The sequence below is a fragment of the Microcystis sp. BLCC-F210 genome, assembly GCF_042134685.1.
In the GTDB taxonomy this organism is placed as follows: domain Bacteria; phylum Cyanobacteriota; class Cyanobacteriia; order Cyanobacteriales; family Microcystaceae; genus Microcystis; species Microcystis aeruginosa_D.
In genome coordinates, this window is the sequence record NZ_CP169647.1 from 1,425,182 (window position 1) to 1,445,520 (window position 20,339).

Sequence of the window (20,339 nt, forward strand, 5' to 3'; positions counted from 1 at the left end):
AGCATTTTAAATGCTTAACAGTTTAACTTAAAATTATGCAATCAATTAAATTTTTTAGTAGTATGCGTCCCCAAAATCGCCAATTTGCCGTCATCGGATTAGGCAGATTTGGGCGCGCCGTTTGTGAAACCTTACGCAAACAAGGTTATCAAGTGGTGGCCACAGATATTGATGAAGGATTAGTAGCACAAGCGTTATCTGATCGGATAGTAGATAATGCGATCGAGCTTGATTCTACCAAACCTAACGCTCTGCGAGAAGCGGGAATTTTTGAAACCGATACGGTGATTGTTGCTATTGGTAAATACGTGGAAGAAAGTATCATTACTACTCTCAATTGTAAGGAAGCAGGGGTTAATTTTGTCGCCGCTAAAGCCTCCACAGAAATCCATGGAAAATTACTCAAAAAAGTTGGCGCAGATTTAGTAGTTTTTCCCGAATACGATGCTGGTTGTGAGTTAGCGCATCGTTTAACTAGACCATCAATTTTAGAACGATTTGATCTCGATCCCGAACATAGTATTGTCGAGTTAAAAGTCCCGGAAGCTTTTCACGGTAAAACTCTAGCAGAGTTAGAAATTCGTAATCGTTATGGCTTAAATATTGTCGCTGTCGGTAATGCGGAAAAATTCAAGATTAACCCCAATCCTCAAGAAAGATTATACAAGGATTTAGCCATGGTGGTAATTGGTTCTAACCGAGATATTCAGCGTTTACCAATGTAAAATTTAGTCAAACATTTGATTTACTTAGTTTCTAATCCTCTTTTTAGGTAGGAGAATTATCAGAGCCTTTCTTTTGCCTCTTGCCTCTTGCCTTCAGAAACTGATAACTGATAACTGATGACTGATAACTGATAACTGATAACTGATAACTGATAACTGATTAATTTCCTCGCCAAAAGATAATCGAATTATTGAGAGGTTGGATGGTGGTGCCAGGATAATAGAAAGCGAGAATTTGTTCGGGAGACCAACCCAAACGGGCTAAATTATAGGAACCAAATTGACTTAATCCTACCCCGTGGCCGAAACCGCCACCAATAAAGTTATAACCCTGGATCTGTCGATTGGTATCGTAGATAGGATCGATGTAAAATAGGGTACTGCGAGGCGGTCCTAAGGCACTACGCACCTCATTTTTATAGAGTTCCAAAATCCCCTTATCGGTTTGAATAGTCATAGTCAAAATCCGACCAGAAGGAGAGCGCTTAGTCACTTCCATCCATTGGATTTTCTGGAAGTCGGCGAGGGGATGTTTTCTCCGTGTTAAATAGGTTTCTAGGTCTTGACTCAAATCAGCTAAAGAAGCTTGTTTTTGCCAGCGAAAAACCCGTCGGCCTGTCTCATTAAAACCATCTTTAAGATTAATAAACTGACGAAAAGTTGTCTCATTAGCGAGGGATTGTTTCGACAGATCCCAGACTCGATTAGGGGAGTCCACCACTGCCCGGAGATAAGGTCTTTCTTCCCCATCCCACACATCACTAAAGAGGGCAGTTACCCCGCCGGTGGTGGAGGAATAAAGGGCATCGACTAACTCATTTTGGTAAGTTAAAACCAGGCCTTGAGTAGCTGCGATCGCTTGATCAGCCCGGGGATTAGTTCCCGTCAATCCATAATAAACTTGACAATGGGTATCGGCACAGAGTTCGTAATTATCGGCTTGAAAACGGCGGAGATTGCGGAGGGCGTAGGTGCGGGCGATAATAGTTTGCGCCCGGGTGGCACTTTCTGGGGCATCATGACCGATTTCGTGGGGTACAACCCCGCGCAGGTAGGTTTCGAGGGGAACGTTATTAACTAGGGTAAAAGTGCCGTAGGCGTTGGGCTGTAGGCGCATAGTCCCACCGTACAAACGTACCTGATCGGGGCTATGGGTGACTTGAATCAGGTTTTTTTGGCTCTCGATTTCCAATTCTTTGGGAAAATAGCGCACCCCGTTGATTTGGAAAGAAACTTGCGGCTTTTCTTTGAGTAAAACACTATTAATATAGGGTTGATTGTGGCCTTTGGTTTGCAAACTGGTCAGCAACCAACGTCGCACTAGGGGATTTTCATAAACTTCTCGCTTTGCCCAAACCTGCCAGCGTCCGGGTTGGGTAATTTCCACTTTAATGCCCATTTTTGCCCAATTTTTGGCGCTATTTTCGGCGGTTTCAAAGGTGGCGTGGTCGCTTAAAATGACTTTTTCTTGGAGGATGGGAGAAGCGAGGGGACGGGGAATAACTTCTAATTGTAGGCGATTGGTTTGCAGGGTTTGGGGTTGGCCATCTTCTCCCACCACGCGCAGGGTGAGATTATCACCACTGGTACTACTCAGGGTTAATTTTTCCTTGGCTTCATCGCCAAAACGTTGGACAATGCCCACTCTCAGAAGCACATCCTTGGCTATAGCGGTAGGAATTAGGGTTAAACTGAGCAAGATCGCCGCAGTTATGGAACCGATGCTAATTATTGGTTTTTTTTCCTTGATTTTTAGCATAAAGTCAAGTATCTGTTAATAAGTTTTCATAAAAGTTGACGATATTCAGAGATTATAGCAGCAAGCCGTTGGGTGTTAGGAAGTGGGGAGGTGGGGAGGTGGGGAAGTGGGGAAGTGGGGAAGTGGGGAAGTGGGGAAGTGGGGAAATGGGGAAATGGGGAAATGGGGAAATGGGGAATTTCAGCTAAAACCCTAAAACCCTAAAACCCTAAAACCCTAAAACCCTAACACCCTAACACCCCAACAAAGCGTCTAACTTCCCCCATCGCTGATAATGCGTAAACGTACCGTTTTTTGCCCACCTTCATCCAGCTCTACTTCGATCACTTCACTGGTTAAACTTTCCAAACAGGTTAACATCGATCGCAGATGGGGATTACTTGCTCCCGTATCCACATAGAGGCGATCGGACAAACTACCCAAACGTTTCCAAGTAGTATAAAGTTTAGCCACAGCCTGCTCTAATTGTGTGGCTTGTTTAACTAGATCCGCCGCCGTATTTAGACAATCGACGCGCAAAGCTTCTTCTAGAGCCATCTCAATATCTAAATTACCCCGTCGGAGAGTTTGTACTTGGGCCGCCGCGTCGAGATATTTGGCTAAACTGCGTGCTTCCGAGGTGATTAATTTTACCGTATCTACATCGGGATTAGCGGCGATTTCTTGACGGAGAGTGTCGATATGAGTATCGGGTAACTTTTCTAATTCTTTCACTAGGGGAGCGAGATGACGCGCCGGTAAACTACCATCACTGGCTTTTTCCTTCACTTCATCGGGTAGTAAATCCGAACTCATCGCCGTCCATTCATCGGCCAATTGCTTCACCTCCCGACGAGTAATCCTCTCCCCTTGTCGGGCCGCATCACTGACTAATTTTTGAATTTCGGGGGCAGATTTGGCCGTTTCTACGAAGGCGCGTTTACTAAAATTATTGATACTATCGGGATCCAGTTGTCCTTCTGCTAGGAGAGTATCGGCACTATTAGCCAATTGAATCAGAGCATAAGCTTGACTTTTAGTGATTTCTCGCTGTTTTAACCAGTTTAAAAAGCCCGTACCGCGACTGTCACCGCCTTGCTTCTCCCGGTCGCGAATAGCTCGCAAAATTCGCCCCCGCCAGATTTCCGTTTGCAAATCAAAGCGATCGCAGACTTTCCAAAAAGAATCCAGTTGCTGCTGAAAATCATGATCTTGGATGGTTTCATCTTCGGGATCCGGCAGTTGAAAGTTAAACTCTAGAGGCGTTTCAAAGGCATCAATGATCGCAGAGGTGTCGGAGGGGAACGTCGCAGCATCAACCATATATGATAGACTCGGCAGTTAATCAGGCATTTTATCTTAACTCGCTCAGGCAACCCCCGACAAGCCGATTAATCGTCAGGTAAAACCCTAGTTAGGGGAAGCATTGGGGGGACTCGGAGCGGGAACAGGTACGAAAGGTGTCGTCCCGGTCGTGGGACTCGGAGCGGTAATGGGTGCGGGAGAAATGGATGGATTAGAAGCGGGATCACGACTCAAGAATTGCCAAGCTATCGCAGCCAGTAAACCGAGAACACCGACAGCGATCGCTGCTCCGAGGAAGGGAGAAATGGCAGTGCGCGCAGGGGGGGAGGTGGGACTAGAAACAGAAGAAGATGGAGGGGGAGAAGTGGGTGTTGCCGTTACCACTTTTTCTCCGGGGTCGGTGTCCCTGTTGTGATCAAAATCTTGGTCATTAGGATCGGGAATAATTCGTTCTTTGGCCTCAGCATAAACTAAAGGCGTGACAGGTTCAGCTGCAGGAACTACCCGACAATAAACTAGGGCGATGGTGGAGTTATCATGACCGTTTTTCTGGTTAGCTAGTTGTAATAAACTTTCCCCCACGGCCGTCACGGTTTTCTCTCCTCGCAAAAGAGGCAGAATTTCACTGTCCCAGTATTGTTCTACCCGATCATAATCACTTAAACCATCGGAACAGAGGAGAAAAACACAATCTTGATCAACAATCAACCTTTGAACAGTGGGATGGAGATTAGTGGCGCTACCCATGCCCAAAGCTTGCACCAAGGCCCCTGCGTTGGGATACTGTATGGCATCACGATAGAGGAGATAGCCTAATTTCACCTCCCTGGAAGCGAGATCATCATCCACCGTCACTTGATGACAACTATGGGGGGTAATCCAATAGATACGGGAATCCCCCACATGGGCAACGTACATTTCTTGAGCATGGCCAAAGGCCATAACTAGAGTCGTACCCATGCGCTGACGATCTTGTCTTGACTCCTGATCATTGCGTTGACTGATCAGATCATTGGTGACACGAATCGCCTGTTCGAGGGCAAGACTGCAACTATCGGGATAGAATTCAGTATCACTGGTGAGACTCTGATTAATTTCCCTAGGCAGGGTTTCGATCGCCAATTGAGCAGCGATTTCGCCCCCTTCCTGACCGCCGATGCCATCACAGACAATCGCCAGGGGCTTGCCCTGAGCTTTGTCGAAGGGATTTTGACCATGAGCGAGGGTTATGGCCTGATTAGCTGGGGGATAACAGGCATCCTCGTTGTGTTCCCGCAGCGGACCGGTATCGGTGCAGGTGAAAATCTCATAGGTGCGTTCTCGACCCGCACCGTAGTGCTGTAGAGCATAATCGAGGATCGTAATCAGGGACTCTGGGCGATCGAGATCACCGGATTCTAGTTCTTGGGTCAGGGATGCCAGAAAATCTTGAATATTAGCGGCTGCCGTCGGGATTAGACTAGACCAGAAGGCCCCTAAATCTCGTAAATTGGGAGCGGTGGCCTCGTCTTTGCTTAACTCTAGCAATTGCAGCAGCTGATTATTCACTCTCGTTAGAGAAGGGTTGAGCAGACTAGAGACCACAGCTTTTTTCTGGAGGGGATGCCAGAGTTTGGCCATTTGCCATAACCAGTGAATTTGCCTTAAATCGGAAGCTTGCGACCAAACCTCGGCCAGAGTGGGCAATAGTTCCGGATAAATTAATTCTCCTGTTTCATCGAGGGGAATAGTGCTGTATTCTAACAGCCAGATGTCCATATTTAAGCGTTCATCGGGACTGGCAATATAGCCATAGACTTGGGGAATGTGGAGATGGAAGGGTAACAATTTTAGGTAGAGGGAGAGCCAGCTGGGAGGTTCTTCCGGCGCTTGAGGTGCTTGAGCTGGTTTAGTGTCAAGAACAATTTGTGGTTGTTTGACCAAATAACGATTATCAATTAGCTCACCCACACGATAATAGGTTCTCACCCAATCACCGATCATCCATAAATAGCGCTTAACTAAAGGAGTACCGCATTTTTCACAGAATCTATTAGTGAGAGCGTTCGGGGCTAAACAGGTTAGGTTTTGACATTGGAGGTTTATCACGGAATCCATGAAAACTGCTTACTCCTAAAGCGCGGTTAGTATAGGTTACTAAAATAGCGTGTTTTTACCACGATGACTGTCAGTGTATTCTAGTGTCTCCTAAATTTTAATACTTGTGGCTCGATCGAGAATAATTAATGCTGACAGTGCCATCTCTATAGTTGTGTCTGGGGTGTAGGAATTATAAATTATGAATTATGAATTGGGGAAATGGGGAAGTGGGAAAGTGGGGAAGTCGGAAGTGGGGAGGTGGGGAATTGGGGAAGTGGGGAGGTGGAGAAGTGGGGAAGTGGGGAGGTGGGGAAGTGGGGAGGTGGGGAAGTGGAGCATTTGGATGAAATTTCCTTAAATCCCTATCACCCTATCACCCCAAAACCCTATCACCCTGTCTTCTGTCTCCTGACTGATAACTCCCGGCTCCTAACAGTTTCTAAATATTTTTCCACATCAGCAAAGAGCGAGTTTGAAAGCCGAGATTTTGGTAGAGATTGAGAGCATTGTCGTTATTGATGAAGACTTGTAAACCGATGCGGGTTTGTCCGCGACTTTTTGCCCAATCCTTAGCTCGATCGATTAGTGCGCTGGCGATACCTTGGCGACGATGCTGGGGATCAACGTAAATTAGGAAAATATGACCATAGCGATCGCCTGTCACCTGATCGACGGCGCTCCCCATCCAGAGACAAGCGATCGCTGTTTGTTGTCCTTCGACGATCCACAGGGGAGTATCGAGGCCAAAAAACTGTCTGACTGTATCAGCTAGATGGGAGAGGTTTTTTTGTTCGGGAAAAAATTCTTCATAGGTGCGGGTGAGAAAATTAATGAGTAGATAGCGATCGCCCATTTTTCCCAGTCGTAGCTGATAATCTTTGGGAAGGTTAGCCATACCAAGGATAAAAGAAAATTATGCCCAGGGATTGCTCGATCGGAGCGGGTGCCGCTAAATCTGTTGGTAAAAAAATCCGGATGCCGGTGGCAACCAAAGCAACTAAAAACACTAAGATAGTCAGGAGCGGGGCGATATATTGCCTAAAAAAAGCCATGATTATTTGATCTCTAAACTGCTGTTCTTTCTATTTTAGGGATTGCCAGTGGAGATATCAGCAATTTTTTCCTAAAAATTCGCCCAAAAAAAAGTGATCGGCATACCGATCACTAGAAACCGACAACTAGACTATGACTAAACACCGATTAAATCTAACGAAGGTGCAAATAGGCCGCCTCTGCTTCCAATTGACGTACTAAAGCTTCATTTCCCTGCGCTCTAGCTACTTCCAGTCGGTGTTGTAAATTTCTGCGGAGTGTTTCTCTATGAGCGACGGTGGCCTGTGTTAGGACTTGCTGACGATTTTTGTTCATGATGGACAGACTTTTGAGCGACTTAACTTACCTTATATCTAAATCATAACATTCTCCTCGTTAAACTGTATCTTTAGTTACTGAATTTAGCGTTAAGATTTATTAACGCTTTTGGCAACCCTAGGGACAAGTCAATGAAGGAACAGGCACTAATAACCCTTACTAGCGATTTTGGACTACAGGACGGTTATGTGGGCATTATCAAGGGAGTAATCGCGGGAATTGCCCCCCATGCTCGCACGATCGATCTGAATCATCAAATTTCGCCCCAAGACCTTTACACTGGTCGTTTTATCCTCCTGAATGCCTATCAATATTTTCCCCAAGGCACTATTCATCTGGCAGTTATAGATCCGGGAGTGGGAAGCAAAAGACGCGGGGTAGGGATTCGTTTTGCTGGTGGTTATTTAGTTGGACCAGATAATGGTTTATTTAGTGGCATTTTAAGCCAATCTCCTGCTATATCTGCCGTTAATCTCGATAATCCTTCCTATTGGCGCACCCCTAACCCTAGCACTACTTTTCACGGTCGTGATATTTTTGCTGCTGTGGCCGCTTATTTGGCCCGGGGAGTACCCCTAGAAATGTTAGGTGAGATTATTGATCCCGATAGCTTGCAACAATTAGCGATCGCTGTTCCGCAAGTCGAGGAAGATAAAATCAGGGGTCAAATCCAATATATCGACATTTTTGGCAATTTAATCAGTAATATTCCCGATTATCTCCTAGAGGGAAAAATTTGGTCAGTGCAGTTGGGTCGAAAAATTATCCCCGCGAAAAACACCTACAGTGATGTTCCTTGGGGGGAAATAGTCGCTTTTATCGGTAGTCACGGGGGGTTAGAAATTGCCGTCAATAGTGGTAGCGCCCAAAAGCAATTACACCTAAATATTGGCGATGCGATCGAGGTTAGAATAGATAGGAGTCAGTGATCAGTGATCAGTTATCAGATTTGAGTTTTAAGGGTTCTTAGTTACTTGATATAGTTTGATCGGGTGGCATAAATCCACTAAATCCTTATCTGGCAAGAGACTTAATTGATTAGTTCGTTCTAGATCAAAAACAATTGACAAAAATTGCCTAAGATGTTTCTCTATAAGGGTTTCATCCCTTATAACCCCCGTCTATTGCATAACACAAACCGAAGAACCGTTTTAAGTTCACTGATAACTGATAACTGATAACTGATAACTGATATGGCCTTTTAATCAATTCTCATACTAATATCTAACCAAGTAGAACGAGTAATCGGGGCGCTAGTAGAAATATAATCTACTCCTGTTTCGGCAACGTTGCGAATGCGATCGAGGGTAATATTTCCCGATGCTTCTATTTTGGTTTTACTATTAAAATTGCGGATCATCTCCACAGCAGTTTGCATCATCTCTAAATCCATATTATCTAACATAATGATCTCTACCTGCTGCTGCAGAGCTTGATTCACTTCTTCTAATTGACTGGTTTCCACCTCAATTGTGAGAGGATAGGGCATATTTTGCCGTACACGAAGCACTGCTTCCTCAATGCTGCCGGCTGCTTGAATATGATTATCTTTAATCATAATTGCATCATCTAACCCCAAACGATGGTTAATAGCGCCACCGATACCGGAGGCATATTTTTCTAAAATTCGCAATCCGGGGGTAGTTTTGCGAGTATCCACCAATCTTGTCGATAAATCGGCAATTTTCTCCACATACTGACGAGTGGCACTAGCGATTCCACTCAAGCGCATGGCAAGATTTAAAGCGACTCTTTCCCCGATTAACAGTGCATCGAAGGAACCTTCTATTTCGGCAATAACTTTAGACTTGGGGCAGAATTCCCCCTCGGCAACGGTGGGGGTAAAGTGAATAGTGGGGTTAAGTAGTTGAAAAACGCGTTCAGCTACGGGTAAACCAGCAATAACTCCCGCTTCTTTGGCAATCCAACTAGCCTGACCAATTTTAGCATGACCGAAGAAAATTGCTTGGGTGGTGCGATCGCCTCTACCGAGATCTTCTCGTAACCAGTTTTCTAACAAGGGATCAAGAACTAATAGGGGCGGTAACATAGAATTTATCGAAACAATCGGGACGTATTTATTTTAAGTCTAGGAATGTTTGACCGGTTTGTAAACTTTCTTTAATCGAAACTTATCCCTTCATAGATTAACTCGATCGCACAGTGAAAATCGAGACTAGATAGAATAATTTCTTCCCCTTGACTATAAGCGCAGTAAAACCAAATTTTATCTTCACCGCGACGATAAACCTCAACACTGATCGATTCAGGATCAACTAAAACGTATTCTTGTAAACTAGGAATCTGACGATAATATTGTAACTTTTTAGTGCGATCATAGTTTCCTGTGCTAGGGGAAAGCACTTCAATAATCACTTGTGGATGTTGAATAAAATTACGAGATTCTCTATCCCTAAAATCGCAACTAATCACCAAATCGGGATAAAAATAACGACTATTACTAGCTTGTACTTTCGCATCAGATACATTGACTCGACAGCCTCGCGGACGGAGATGAGAATATAAAGTTCTGTAAAAATTTAAGGTAATATCATTATGGGCCAGACTACCCCCAGTCATGGCGATAATTTCCCCATCAATATATTCATGGCGACATTCCTGAGTAGCTTCCCATTCTAGATACTCTTCCGGGGTCATTCTTTCTGGGTATTGAGGTTGAGCGATCATTTTTCTTTCTCCTTGTCAACTAACTAAATTAATATCCCATTTCCTTTTTATGTTATACCATTTTCTCAGCCGAAGATTGAAGAATAGTCATAATTAAGCGGCGACTGATTACCCTAATGATAAGATAGAGAGAGAAAGCATTATTATCGCGAGTCCCTAAGATGACGAAAACAGTTGCCGATATCATGACTCCCAATCCGATCACCGTCACCGCTAACACTTCTCTGTCGGAAGCAGTGAAGATTTTGGCGGAAAAGCGGTTTAGTGGTTTACCCGTGGTGGATGACAATATACGACTGATTGGCGTTATCTCCGAAACTGACCTTATGTGGCAAGAAACGGGAGTAGAAGCTCCTCCTTACATTATGCTCCTCGATAGCGTCATTTATCTACAAAATCCTAGCCGTCACGAGAAATTACTCCATAAAGCTCTCGGTCAAACCGTGGGGGAAGTAATGACCGATAAACCTATTAGTATCACAGGCGATCGCCCTTTGAAAGAAGCGGCCTCGTTAATGTATGGTCGTCATGTGCGACGTTTACCGGTGATTGAGGAAGAAACCCACAAAGTAATCGGTATTATCACTCGCGGCGATATCATTCGCGACATGGCAAAATCGGAAGCATAATGGCTTTTTTAGGGCAAGAATTAACTAAAAGGTCTTGAACAAATTAATCAATCTCAGGAAACGGTTACTTGTTCCCTAGAAACTATCTTGACGCGGATTGAGGGAAAAATCGATTCGTTACAAAAAGATGTGATGGATTTAAAGGTAGGACAAGCGGTGTTAACAGGAAAAGTTGAGGGAATAGAAAATCGACTAAACTTATTAGAAGGAACCCAAAAATATCAGGTTTGGGCATTAATTGTCTTCTTAGCTGGGGCAATTGTGAAAACTTTTTTTCCCTCGATCCCCCCTTAATCCCCCCTTAATAAGGGGGTATCCTGACAATTTTTAACACCTATCCACTTAATCCCTAAAATTTTATTTCCCTTGCAATTTCTCTAAAAACTATCAGAATGAAGCGCCGTCAATTTTTCATTAATTCCGCTCTAACTGCTGTTAGTTTTTCCCTAATTCCCAGAAAAGTTGTTAGCAATAATTTTCCTCTAATTAAACCACCACATCTACAACCAGGGGACGGAGTGGGTATTATTAGTCCGGCGGGGGCAACTTTTAAAGAAGATGATTTAAATATAGTTATCGAAGCAGTTAAAGCTTTAAAATTAGTCCCAAAAGTTGGTGAATACGCTTTAAATCGTTATGGTTATCTAGCTGGTAAAGATAGGGAGCGAGCGTCGGATATAAATCAATTTTTTGCTGATGATAATATTGCCCTAATTTTACCAATTCGCGGCGGTTGGGGAAGCGCTCGTTTATTACCTTATCTCGACTACGATTTAATTCGTCGTCATCCGAAAATTATCTGTGGTTTTAGTGATATAACTTCTTTATTATTGGCTATTTATGCCAAAACTGGTTTAGTTACTTTCCATGCTCCCAATGGCTTTTCTAGTTGGCGCACTGCTCAAACTGAAAGCTTTCGACAGGTTTTATTTTCTGGGGAAAAGTTAACTTTTAGAAATCTTCCCGATCCCGATGATGCTAATCGTTTAATGCAGGTAAAAAACCGCATTCAAACTATTACTAATGGTCAAGCCAAAGGTAAATTAATCGGCGGTAATTTAACCACTTTAGCCTCGATCGCTGGTTCTCCCTATTTACCTAATTTCAACGGAGCTATCCTATTTTTAGAAGACATTGGTGAAGATGTTTATGAAATTGATCGCCTGTTAAATCAATTAAAATTAGCGGGAATTTTCGATAATTTAGCTGGATTTATCTTCGGTCAGTGCAGCAATTGTAGTGCCGATAGTGACTATGGTTCCTTGACTTTAGAAGAAGTGATCCGAGAATATATTCAACCCTTAAAAATTCCCGCTTGTTTAGGTTTAATGATCGGACATTTAGAGATTATCGAGACTATTCCTATTGGTATTGCAGTAGAATTTGATGCTAATCGGGGAACGATTACTATGTTAGAATCGGCGGTAAGTAAGTAAGTGTTAAAAACTGTTACTCGATTCTACCACTCCAAAGTTTGTACTTTTTAGTTACTTACTTGGCTAGAACTTAACCTGACTAGCCAACCAATTAGTAATTAATTTGGGGCTATTTTTCTTCACCCAATAGAGAGCATAAATTCTGAATATAGGCTTAGAAAAACGAGCTATCGATTTCATGATAAAATTTAAGTGACGATGATGAAACTTTTTATTAATTAAATTTAACGAACCCACATCATAAAGACAGTCGATGATAATCCTAAAAGTGGTTTCCTCTCTTTGGAATAAACTATCTATTAACAATAGCACCTCCTGAATCCGTTGCTGTTTAAGCTGTTCTTCTTCGGAAACAGCTGAGAGAATTTGCTGCTGCTTAGATAATTTACTGTCAGATGAGGTTAACATGATGTGGTCGCCGAAAAATTAACTTGTTTTGATTTTATCCCTATTTGCCAATTTTGCAAGACCAAACTTCCCATCGGGACAGTGATAAGTTTTCCATACCTATTATTGATGGTCATTAACCTGCATCCGTCCACTAGGGTTCAGCAAGAAATTTTTGCAAAAGCAGAGTAGGCTTGTTTCTGGCTAAAATCATGGGGGCATGATCTGGAAGGGTGAGGCGAACCACTTGTTCGGTAGGATAGCCATGGGAGGGTAAAGTCACACGATGTGCAACTAATACCAAATCCGTTGAGTAACGCACAGAAAACGGGTTTCTCCGAGAAACCCGTTTTCTACTCATGCAGAGCTTAAGGGATTAAAGGTAGCAAAAAAAAAGAATTAGATTCGGAGAATGAATCAACCCTATCCTTAATAAGGGGAGTATAGATAGTTCAGTTAATCTCCTCGCAAACCATGATCGAAAAACCATTGACTTTATAGCTATCGGCAATTACTGCACCTTGATCCACAGACCAACAATTATAATTGGTTTCTGCCCATGCTGCCGTCTCAATAATTCTTACCCAACGATGATTATTGGGTGACTGGGGAAGGCGAAAATTCACCGGCAGATGATACATATTAATTAACACCAAAAAATCGTGATCACCGACGGCACTACCATCAATTAAAAACCAAATACAGCGATCATGGGCAGTTAAATCGCTAATACCATCGGGTTTTTTAAATAAGTAGGTGACACTATTGCCTGCATCGAGAACCATATCACCGTAGCGGCGCTGTTTAAGGGCGATATGATTCTGTCTTAAGTGAGCAATATAAGCGGCAAAAATAAATAAAGGATTGCGTTCTTCTTGATTAGTTCCCGTGCCAAAATTATTATGATAAGCTTCCCGATAACCAGTGGGCAGTAGATGGGGTGAACGGGTGGCAATCATATCATAATTATTCCAAGTGGCGACACTATCAATATTGTAGGGATTATTATTACCATTTTGGGTGCGGCCAAATTCATCACCCCAGACAGTCATGGGAACACCGCGAGATAAAAACTGAATCGTCCAAAAGTTGCGTAATCTTTGGCGACGTAAGGCTGGATTACCGCCAGAATCCCAAGAATCGTTATTATTATTGCCGCCATCGGAAGGACCAAAAGGCCAGGGATTGAGGTTATTTTTATTGTTATAACTGACTACATCCATCAGGGTAAAACCATCGTGGGCAACAATAAAACTGATCGATTTGTGTGGTCCGCCTTGGTCATTAAAATTGTGATAATCTCCGTTCACCTGTTCGATGAATTTAAAAGTATTACCATTTCCCTTGCAAAAACGCCGGATTGCATCGCGATAACGGCCATTCCACTCGCCCCAACCTGCTGGGAAATTTCCCACTTCGTAACCCCAGATATCCCAAGCTTCGGCGATCATTTCAGCATCGTATTTCTTGCCTAATTGCTCGATCTTTTCTAACAAAGGATGTTTAGGAAAGAATTGTTTTTGTTTGCCCCAATCTTCTCGTTCATGACTAGAAGGGATTCGACCGAGGACGGGGGCCAGATCAAAACGAAAACCATCAACTCCCATTTCTTCTAACCAATAGGTGAGGGAATCAAGAACCAGATTACAGGTGACAATATGGGAAAAGTTTAATTGATTTCCGCAGCCTGTGGCCCCATCGACTAGATAATGTTCGTCGGTGAGTTGATAGTATTCCACCACATCAAAACCACCAAAACTAACAAATCCGGTGACATCGTTGCTGCCCCAATTGCCCCCTTCTCCGGTGTGGTTATAGACCACATCGAGATAAACTTCCATACCTTGGTCGTGGAAAGCTTTGACCATGGCCTTAAATTCTCTGGTCGGTCCCCCGGGGGAGCGATCATAAGCATAACGGCGATCGGGGGCGAAATAACCAAAGGTCATATAACCCCAATAGTTACCACCAGGGCGATCGTCGGGGTTATTATCGTTAGCGGTTTCTTGGACCGGTAAGAGTTCGATCGTGGTAAATCCTAGCGCTTTCAGGTATTTGGCCATATAGCCGGCTCCCGCATAAGTTCCTCTGTACTGGTCGGGAACGTTAGCCACTTCCTCAAAACCTGTAATTCCCTTGAGAATATCTTCTAAACGACTAGCGGAGGGGTGATTGCTGAAACCGCGCACATGGGCCTCGTAAATAATCGCTTTTTCGGCCCCCAGACGGGGACGAGTACCGGTAGAAGTCCCATCCGGCGCGATCACAATGCCTTTGGGCGACCATTTGCCCGTATCGTATTGCCGCCGGATTACTCCTTTGTAGTCCCCCTCTCCCGTGGCATACATTCCAGCATTTTCTTCGGCCGCAATCATGGCCGGGTTTTCAAGGTCGTGGGAAAGTTCTCGCGCGTAGGGATCGAAGAGGACTTTATTCGGGTTAAAACGATGGCCAAAATCGTCCACATCTGCCTGAAAACCGGCGTTACTGTGGCCTCTTTGCCATTTTTGATCAAATTGCCAATTGGAACCCCAACAGCGAAAAGCGTAGTAGCTGCCCTGGGCAATACCGGCGATTTTTGCCCGCCATATATCATCATTTGGGTTTTTTGTCAACCAGTAATCATACTTAGCGTTTTCTCCCGTCGGGCGATCGTAGATTTCCAGAAGAATCTGACGGGCATTTTTAGAATAGACGGCAAAGGTGACATTATCGCCTTGATAATGCGCCCCGAGGGGATAAGAAGCATCAGCCCAAAGATGGCTATCTAGGGGGGCATAATTACCAGATTGAGGATGATTTTGACCGATCGCTGGTAACATAAATTGGCGGGGTAATATCGCCTTTGATGATAGACATTTTTCCCTCAAAGAAATAAGAAAAAAATCTAAAGCTTGATTCCCGATTAAAAACAAGCTCTGCAATTCCTAGTAACTCCTTTGGGTGTGCTGAAAATTACTGGAAGCCTTACTGGAAAACGGTTTTGAGATTTTTTTAGCTCAAAAAGTGCAAGAGGCAAACGTTGAAAAATCGCTCCGAGGGACTCAAAACCCTTGCCCTTTCTGACGGCGAACGCAAATGGACATCGGTTGATATAAGTACCTAAGCAAAATTAATTACACACATCTAACCACCTCTTGCCTCTTGCCTTTCTTCACTAGGAAATTAATTTTGCATGACTACTTATACTAAATCCGTTGAGTACAGGCTAGTTATGAGGAGAGGCAAAAGGCAAGAGGCAAAAGGCAAAGGGGAATAAATAATCAGTTTTTAATAACCAGATTTAGTATTACATCAATTTAGAATGCCTACTAACCACGGTCCTGAATATACCGTAACTTATAATTTATTTGGTTCTTGGGTTTCTGTTATGCAATGGACAGGGGTTATAAGGGATGGAACCCTTATATAGAAAGGCATTTAGTGATTTTTGTCAATTATTTTTGATCTAGAGCGAACTAATCAATTAAGTCTCTTGCCAGATAAGGATTTAGTCGATTTATGCTCCCATATCGAACCATACCAAGTCCCGAAGAGCCATTTATTTTTAGGCTAGTCAGTGCTTTATCTCCACAAAAAAATAACAGGAAATTGCTCAGGATAAGCCAGACGTAACAATTGATAAATAATTCCAGAAATCCCTTGAAAGAAACTAGGATGATAAGCCATCGATGAAACATTTCCAAAAAGTTGGTATCCTTCTATTTTTGCGCCCTTAATAACTCATCTAGGAAAACCAGTTCTTGCTAAAATAACTCCAATTTTAAGCGCAATCATCCCCCCAAAAACACTGCCGAGCCAATAAATTAAACCGAAAGTTAAGTTTCCCTGCTCTAAAAACTTGTTAGACTCCAAACTATAGGTGGAAAAAGTTGTATAGGAACCACAAAAACCCGTGGCAAGCATCAATCCTAATTCTGGAGCAATTATGCGAATATTTTCCCTAACCATAGTAAAGATATAGGCAATAATTAAACAGCCAGAAACATTGACAAAAAATGTCCCAAAAAATCCCCATTCTTTACCGAAGATGCTGTCAATCAATTCCGCAACATAAAAACGACTTAAAGCTCCAAAAATAGCCCCAATTGCTACGAATAAACCATAACGACCCCTGAAAAAATTCATGCTGTCTGTCCTGCCCTTCAATAGTCAATAAATTGGAGAATTAACCTAGAAAAACTTGAGCAATAGCTGCCCCAATTTTAACGGCAATTAATCCGAAAATGATACTAGCAACGGCAAAAAAAAGACTGAGAAAATTTTGCTGATTGCGCCAGAGGATCAAGATATCTAAACTATAGGTAGAAAAGGTGGTATAAGCTCCTAAAAATCCCGTTCTAACCATTAAATCTAGTGAGTGGGAATAAAAGGTAAAGCTGGGTAAAATAGCCCCAAAAAAGCCGATAGCTAGACAGCCAGTTAAATTAATAATAAAGGTTCCATAGGGAAAGCGCAAGCCGAATTTCGCTTTTGTCCATTCGGTAATATGATAACGAGATAACGCCCCCGGAACTGCTCCTGCTACAATTGCGAAAACATCGTTCAAATCTGACATTGTTTCTGATTTTTTTGCTATCTTTGCCTAGACTCTATGATAATTGATGCGTTTATCGATCGCATGATCGATATTTTCAGGGGTGTTATTGTCGAGGACAACCCTCTGATTTTAAAATAGAGGTATGAAAATTCAACCGCGTAAACGTTTTGGACAACATTGGTTAAAAGATGAATCGATACTCGATCGCATCATCGGCGCTGCTGATTTACAATCCGAGGATCGGGTATTAGAAATCGGCCCTGGTACAGGCATTTTAACCCGTCGTCTTCTCGATGGCGCTCAATTGGTTGTCGCTGTGGAAATCGATCGAGATCTATGGACAATTTTAAATAAAAAATTTGGCCAACAAGATAACTTTCATCTCATCCCAGGGGACTTTCTTACCCTTAAACCGGAGCAACTGCCGCCGGTTAATAAAGTAGTGGCCAATATTCCCTATAATATCACCGGTCCGATTCTCGAAAAGCTGCTCGGTTCGATCGCCCATCCCTTCACCCCCCCTTACCAGAGTATTACCCTCTTGCTCCAGAAAGAAGTCGCCGAAAGATTAGTCGCTGTCCCCTCCACCAAAGCTTACAGCGCTCTCAGCGTCCGCATTCAATACCTTGCCGATTGTCGATGGATTTGTGATGTACCCCGGCGGGCCTTTTCCCCACCTCCCCGGGTGGATTCGGCGGTAATTCAGCTTTTACCCCGTGTTTTCCCGAAAAATGTCAGCAATACCGCTTTTTTGTCCACTTTAATTAGCTGGGGTTTTGCCAACCGGCGCAAAATGTTACGCAATAATCTAAAAAATTGTCTAGATAGCGATCGATTAAGCCAAATCCTGACACAATTAGAGATTAATCCCCTCGCTCGCGCCGAAGATCTCAGTTTATCGCAATGGATTGACTTGGCGGAAAAATTAGATCAATTGCCAAAATTTTAGAATTTTTTTCTTGACAAATGCACAGTTATACCCTTCTAGCCCCCGCTAAAATTAATTTATATCTAGAAATCGTTGGCGATCGCCCTGATGGTTTCCACGAGTTAGTCATGGTGATGCAGACGGTGGCATTATGCGATCGCATCACTCTCCGGCCGAACGGATTACAGGAATTCCGTCTCTTTTGCTCTCATCCCCTCGTCCCCCAAGATAGCAGTAATCTCGCCCATCGCGCCGCCACTTTGATGGCGAAGGAATTCCCCCGCCTCTTTGCCAATTACGGCGGCATCGATATCACCATCGAGAAATATATTCCCGTGGCTGCCGGTTTAGCGGGGGGATCCACCAACGCGGCGGCGGTGTTAGTCGGCATCGATTTAATCTGGGAATTAGGCTTAACCCGTCCGGAATTAGAAACTTTAGCGGCAAAATTGGGATCGGATACTTCCTTTTGTGTGACAGGAGGAACGGTTATCTGTACGGGAAGGGGAGAAATTCTCGATCCTATCGCTCCTCTGACTGGATTATGGGTGATTTTAGCCAAATACGATCATTTATCCGTTTCTACACCCTGGGCCTACCAAAGCTATCGGCAAAAATTTCAGGATACCTATCTGTCTTCTCCAGAGGAATTTCATCACCGTCGTCAGCAGGTAAGTTCTGGGGCTTTGGTACAAGCGATCGCCCAGAAAAAACCAGCCGCTATCGGCAAATTTATCCATAATGACCTCGAAAAGGTGGTTTTACCCGAATTTCCTCTCGTAGCCGAGTTAAAACAGGTTCTAGGGGATTTAGGCGGTTTGGGAACGATGATGTCAGGCTCCGGCCCGACGGTTTTTACTCTCTGTTCATCTCAGGAAGTGGCGGAAACTATCGTTAAAGAGGCCCGGGAAATTCTCGTCGCTCCCGATCTACAATTTTGGATAGCTCCAATCACCGATACAGGCATTCAAGTGACTTGAGAAAATGACAATTAACCCCCTTTACCAAGACAACCAAACTCGCGGAATAATTGCCTCTCGATCGCTCATTTCTCGCCTTAAAATTTGCCAAACCTGCTGAAACCATTGTCGCACTTCACCGCTAGAATTGCCCCGATAACGACATAAAAGACCATCTCCTAAAGTGCTAGTAACTCCCATCTCTCCTTCTAGGGAAAAATCTCTCACTTTTTCGATTAAATCTCTGCCCACCGGTTGACCGATATAAACTAAAGTACCGATCAGGGTGCTATTATTTAAACCAGAAAATCCCTCGATCATTTTACCACCCAACAGGAAGGCTCGATCCAGCCATAAAGGTTGTCCCGATCGCCAAATTTCCCAATTAGAATGCCATTCTCCCGCTAAAAATTTCTCGCCTCGCGCACTGCGACCAAAACGGGTAATTTCCCATCCCAACCAACTGCTATTTTCCCCTAAATCCACTCGTAAATGTTGGCGAAATACCGCACCATTAAAGATAATTGTTTCTTGGGGTAGCCATTCTAAACCGGCATTGTCATCGATTTTAATCTCGATTAATTGTTGAGCCATCTGACCGTTACTCTGGTAAACTTTCCCAGCAGAAGCAGTGGTAATCAGAGCATTAGTAGCGGCTTGGAGATGAATTTTTTGTTGAAGAACATCACCGCCAACTATTCCCCCTGCCGTGTGTAAAATCACCGTATGACAAAGGTTTTTTCCTTCGGGATAAAAGGGTCTTTGTACTTTTAAAGGAGCGGTAGCATAGACGTGATTAATTTGGGTTGCGAGATTTTTTTGCGTGTAAATTAGTTCTAGGTTTCCCTGCCACATTATTTATTGATCCTCAGTCATGGTTTCTAGAAATTGCCGATAATTTTTAGGACTGAGATTAATTTTAACTTCTATTTGCTGTTCTTTATCCCTAAACAGTAAAATATATTCACTTTCCGCTTTTTTGCCAACTAGGAGAGGATTTTTTAGCTCGAATTTTTGATAAACCAGATGGGGTTTCGTCACCCGAATAACTAAACTAGGTTGAGATTGGGGATAAATATATAACTGCTCCCGTTCCCGATCTAAAATTAATTGTTTGGGTGTCATGCTTCTTTCGTCAGCAAAAGTAGATTTATGCCAATAGAGGGTAATCCCGCGAATTTGGGGCATTTGGATGCTAAACTTTTCATCAAAACCTTGCCGCTCCCAATTAATATCTTCCCGAGAGCCAGTATCGGGAATTAAACGCTGTTGCCAGAAGACTTCCTTAAGATTTAAATCTTGCCACCATTGGCTAATAATTTGGAAATTTTCCAGATTATCGGGGTTGGGATTGGCAGTTTGCCAGAGGAGAGGATTAAGCATTTTGGGGGAATTTTTGTGCTGGGAAAATCAGGATAATAGTCTTCGCTAGAGTTAAGGGATCATTAATCTCAATCATCATCGATTCTTGAGCTGCCGATAGGTCCATGATATTAACTCTCGATCGCATTTTTATTTTATCCTAAATTATCGGGGGAAAAACTGCTAAAAGTG

Annotated in this window: 25 protein-coding genes; 8 read left to right on the top strand and 17 right to left on the bottom strand. The window is 43.3% G+C overall.

The genetic code is table 11. The features are described 5' to 3' along the window. Nucleotides 1-35 precede the first annotated feature (35 nt). Nucleotides 36-725: a TrkA family potassium uptake protein gene (locus ACE3JL_RS06765; protein ID WP_002798291.1), complete on the top strand. Its 690-nt coding sequence runs from the start codon at nt 36-38 to the stop codon at nt 723-725. Nucleotides 726-885: 160 nt separating this feature from the next. Here the strand turns inward: ACE3JL_RS06765 and ACE3JL_RS06770 are convergent, their stop codons facing one another. The 3 genes from ACE3JL_RS06770 to ACE3JL_RS06780 form a co-directional block, all read right to left on the bottom strand. Then, nucleotides 886-2,484, bottom strand: coding sequence for a SpoIID/LytB domain-containing protein (locus ACE3JL_RS06770; protein WP_271992380.1), 1,599 nt, complete (start codon nt 2,482-2,484; stop codon nt 886-888). A gap of 252 nt (nt 2,485-2,736) precedes the next feature. After that, nucleotides 2,737-3,786, bottom strand: a complete 1,050-nt coding sequence (locus ACE3JL_RS06775) for a hypothetical protein (RefSeq protein WP_002786465.1) — start codon at nt 3,784-3,786, stop codon at nt 2,737-2,739. 87 nt (nt 3,787-3,873) lie between these two features. Then, nucleotides 3,874-5,865: a protein phosphatase 2C domain-containing protein gene (locus tag ACE3JL_RS06780; protein WP_375329130.1), complete on the bottom strand. Its 1,992-nt coding sequence runs from the start codon at nt 5,863-5,865 to the stop codon at nt 3,874-3,876. Nucleotides 5,866-6,053: 188 nt separating this feature from the next. Here ACE3JL_RS06780 and ACE3JL_RS06785 point away from each other — a divergent pair, with 188 nt between their 5' ends. Then, nucleotides 6,054-6,194, top strand: a complete 141-nt coding sequence (locus ACE3JL_RS06785; RefSeq protein WP_375329131.1) for a hypothetical protein — start codon at nt 6,054-6,056, stop codon at nt 6,192-6,194. Nucleotides 6,195-6,286: 92 nt separating this feature from the next. On the opposite strand, the gene ACE3JL_RS06790 is transcribed toward ACE3JL_RS06785, so the two are convergent. The 3 genes from ACE3JL_RS06790 to ACE3JL_RS06800 all read right to left on the bottom strand — a co-directional run bounded on the left by ACE3JL_RS06790 (nt 6,287) and on the right by ACE3JL_RS06800 (nt 7,215). Further along, a complete protein-coding gene (locus tag ACE3JL_RS06790) occupies nt 6,287-6,742 on the bottom strand; it encodes a GNAT family N-acetyltransferase (RefSeq protein ID WP_375329132.1) in 456 nt (151 codons plus the stop codon). Then, nucleotides 6,735-6,899, bottom strand: a complete 165-nt coding sequence (locus ACE3JL_RS06795) for a hypothetical protein (RefSeq protein ID WP_164502948.1) — start codon at nt 6,897-6,899, stop codon at nt 6,735-6,737. The genes ACE3JL_RS06790 and ACE3JL_RS06795 overlap by 8 nt, the downstream gene beginning before the upstream one ends. 154 nt (nt 6,900-7,053) lie before the next feature. Further along, nucleotides 7,054-7,215 carry a hypothetical protein gene (locus ACE3JL_RS06800; protein WP_002733724.1) on the bottom strand — a complete coding sequence of 54 codons (162 nt, stop codon included), beginning with the start codon at nt 7,213-7,215 and terminating at the stop codon, nt 7,054-7,056. Nucleotides 7,216-7,349: 134 nt separating this feature from the next. On the opposite strand from ACE3JL_RS06800, the gene ACE3JL_RS06805 reads away from it, so the two are divergent. Next, nucleotides 7,350-8,147 carry an S-adenosyl-l-methionine hydroxide adenosyltransferase family protein gene (locus ACE3JL_RS06805; protein WP_375329133.1) on the top strand — a complete coding sequence of 266 codons (798 nt, stop codon included), beginning with the start codon at nt 7,350-7,352 and terminating at the stop codon, nt 8,145-8,147. Between the two features lie 272 nt (nt 8,148-8,419). Here the strand turns inward: ACE3JL_RS06805 and nadC are convergent, their stop codons facing one another. Both nadC and ACE3JL_RS06815 read right to left on the bottom strand, forming a co-directional pair. Continuing rightward, nucleotides 8,420-9,268 carry a carboxylating nicotinate-nucleotide diphosphorylase gene (gene nadC, locus ACE3JL_RS06810; protein ID WP_271987978.1) on the bottom strand — a complete coding sequence of 283 codons (849 nt, stop codon included), beginning with the start codon at nt 9,266-9,268 and terminating at the stop codon, nt 8,420-8,422. 71 nt (nt 9,269-9,339) lie between these two features. Then, nucleotides 9,340-9,906 (bottom strand): Uma2 family endonuclease, encoded by a 567-nt coding sequence (locus tag ACE3JL_RS06815; RefSeq protein ID WP_271987976.1) that lies wholly within the window; start codon nt 9,904-9,906, stop codon nt 9,340-9,342. A 161-nt stretch (nt 9,907-10,067) separates the two neighbouring features. Here ACE3JL_RS06815 and ACE3JL_RS06820 point away from each other — a divergent pair, with 161 nt between their 5' ends. From ACE3JL_RS06820 to ACE3JL_RS06830, 3 genes are all read left to right on the top strand, one after another. Continuing rightward, nucleotides 10,068-10,535 carry a CBS domain-containing protein gene (locus tag ACE3JL_RS06820; protein ID WP_271987974.1) on the top strand — a complete coding sequence of 156 codons (468 nt, stop codon included), beginning with the start codon at nt 10,068-10,070 and terminating at the stop codon, nt 10,533-10,535. A gap of 42 nt (nt 10,536-10,577) precedes the next feature. Further along, nucleotides 10,578-10,829: a polyhydroxyalkanoate biosynthesis repressor PhaR gene (locus tag ACE3JL_RS06825; RefSeq protein WP_271987987.1), complete on the top strand. Its 252-nt coding sequence runs from the start codon at nt 10,578-10,580 to the stop codon at nt 10,827-10,829. A gap of 98 nt (nt 10,830-10,927) precedes the next feature. Next, nucleotides 10,928-11,971, top strand: a complete 1,044-nt coding sequence (locus tag ACE3JL_RS06830) for an LD-carboxypeptidase (protein WP_375329134.1) — start codon at nt 10,928-10,930, stop codon at nt 11,969-11,971. Between the two features lie 63 nt (nt 11,972-12,034). On the opposite strand, the gene ACE3JL_RS06835 is transcribed toward ACE3JL_RS06830, so the two are convergent. The 6 genes from ACE3JL_RS06835 to crcB (ACE3JL_RS06860) all read right to left on the bottom strand — a co-directional run bounded on the left by ACE3JL_RS06835 (nt 12,035) and on the right by crcB (ACE3JL_RS06860) (nt 16,916). Next, nucleotides 12,035-12,379, bottom strand: a complete 345-nt coding sequence (locus ACE3JL_RS06835) for a hypothetical protein (RefSeq protein WP_271987970.1) — start codon at nt 12,377-12,379, stop codon at nt 12,035-12,037. 133 nt (nt 12,380-12,512) lie between these two features. Then, a complete protein-coding gene (locus ACE3JL_RS06840; RefSeq protein ID WP_272077367.1) occupies nt 12,513-12,680 on the bottom strand; it encodes a hypothetical protein in 168 nt (55 codons plus the stop codon). Nucleotides 12,681-12,810: 130 nt separating this feature from the next. After that, nucleotides 12,811-15,180 carry a glycogen debranching protein gene (locus ACE3JL_RS06845; protein WP_375329135.1) on the bottom strand — a complete coding sequence of 790 codons (2,370 nt, stop codon included), beginning with the start codon at nt 15,178-15,180 and terminating at the stop codon, nt 12,811-12,813. 742 nt (nt 15,181-15,922) lie between these two features. Then, nucleotides 15,923-16,027: a lanthionine synthetase LanC family protein gene (locus ACE3JL_RS06850; RefSeq protein WP_375329136.1), complete on the bottom strand. Its 105-nt coding sequence runs from the start codon at nt 16,025-16,027 to the stop codon at nt 15,923-15,925. Nucleotides 16,028-16,081: 54 nt separating this feature from the next. Next, nucleotides 16,082-16,486, bottom strand: a complete 405-nt coding sequence (gene crcB, locus ACE3JL_RS06855; RefSeq protein ID WP_271987851.1) for a fluoride efflux transporter CrcB — start codon at nt 16,484-16,486, stop codon at nt 16,082-16,084. A gap of 40 nt (nt 16,487-16,526) precedes the next feature. Then, a complete protein-coding gene (gene crcB, locus ACE3JL_RS06860; protein WP_271987853.1) occupies nt 16,527-16,916 on the bottom strand; it encodes a fluoride efflux transporter CrcB in 390 nt (129 codons plus the stop codon). A 124-nt stretch (nt 16,917-17,040) separates the two neighbouring features. On the opposite strand from crcB (ACE3JL_RS06860), the gene rsmA reads away from it, so the two are divergent. Next, a complete protein-coding gene (rsmA, locus tag ACE3JL_RS06865; RefSeq protein ID WP_375329137.1) occupies nt 17,041-17,847 on the top strand; it encodes a 16S rRNA (adenine(1518)-N(6)/adenine(1519)-N(6))-dimethyltransferase RsmA in 807 nt (268 codons plus the stop codon). A 17-nt stretch (nt 17,848-17,864) separates the two neighbouring features. Then, complete coding sequence (ispE, locus tag ACE3JL_RS06870) at nt 17,865-18,806, top strand: 4-(cytidine 5'-diphospho)-2-C-methyl-D-erythritol kinase (protein ID WP_271987859.1); 942 nt, start codon at nt 17,865-17,867, stop codon at nt 18,804-18,806. Nucleotides 18,807-18,827: 21 nt separating this feature from the next. Here ispE and ACE3JL_RS06875 read toward each other — a convergent pair whose 3' ends face one another. From ACE3JL_RS06875 to ACE3JL_RS06885, 3 genes are read right to left on the bottom strand one after another with little or no spacing between them, the layout of a single operon-like run. Next, nucleotides 18,828-19,640: an urease accessory protein UreD gene (locus ACE3JL_RS06875; RefSeq protein ID WP_271987862.1), complete on the bottom strand. Its 813-nt coding sequence runs from the start codon at nt 19,638-19,640 to the stop codon at nt 18,828-18,830. A gap of 3 nt (nt 19,641-19,643) precedes the next feature. After that, nucleotides 19,644-20,168 (bottom strand): hypothetical protein, encoded by a 525-nt coding sequence (locus ACE3JL_RS06880; RefSeq protein ID WP_375329138.1) that lies wholly within the window; start codon nt 20,166-20,168, stop codon nt 19,644-19,646. Continuing rightward, nucleotides 20,161-20,295 carry a hypothetical protein gene (locus tag ACE3JL_RS06885; RefSeq protein ID WP_375329139.1) on the bottom strand — a complete coding sequence of 45 codons (135 nt, stop codon included), beginning with the start codon at nt 20,293-20,295 and terminating at the stop codon, nt 20,161-20,163. Before ACE3JL_RS06885 ends, ACE3JL_RS06880 begins: the two co-directional genes overlap by 8 nt. Nucleotides 20,296-20,339: the final 44 nt, after the last annotated feature.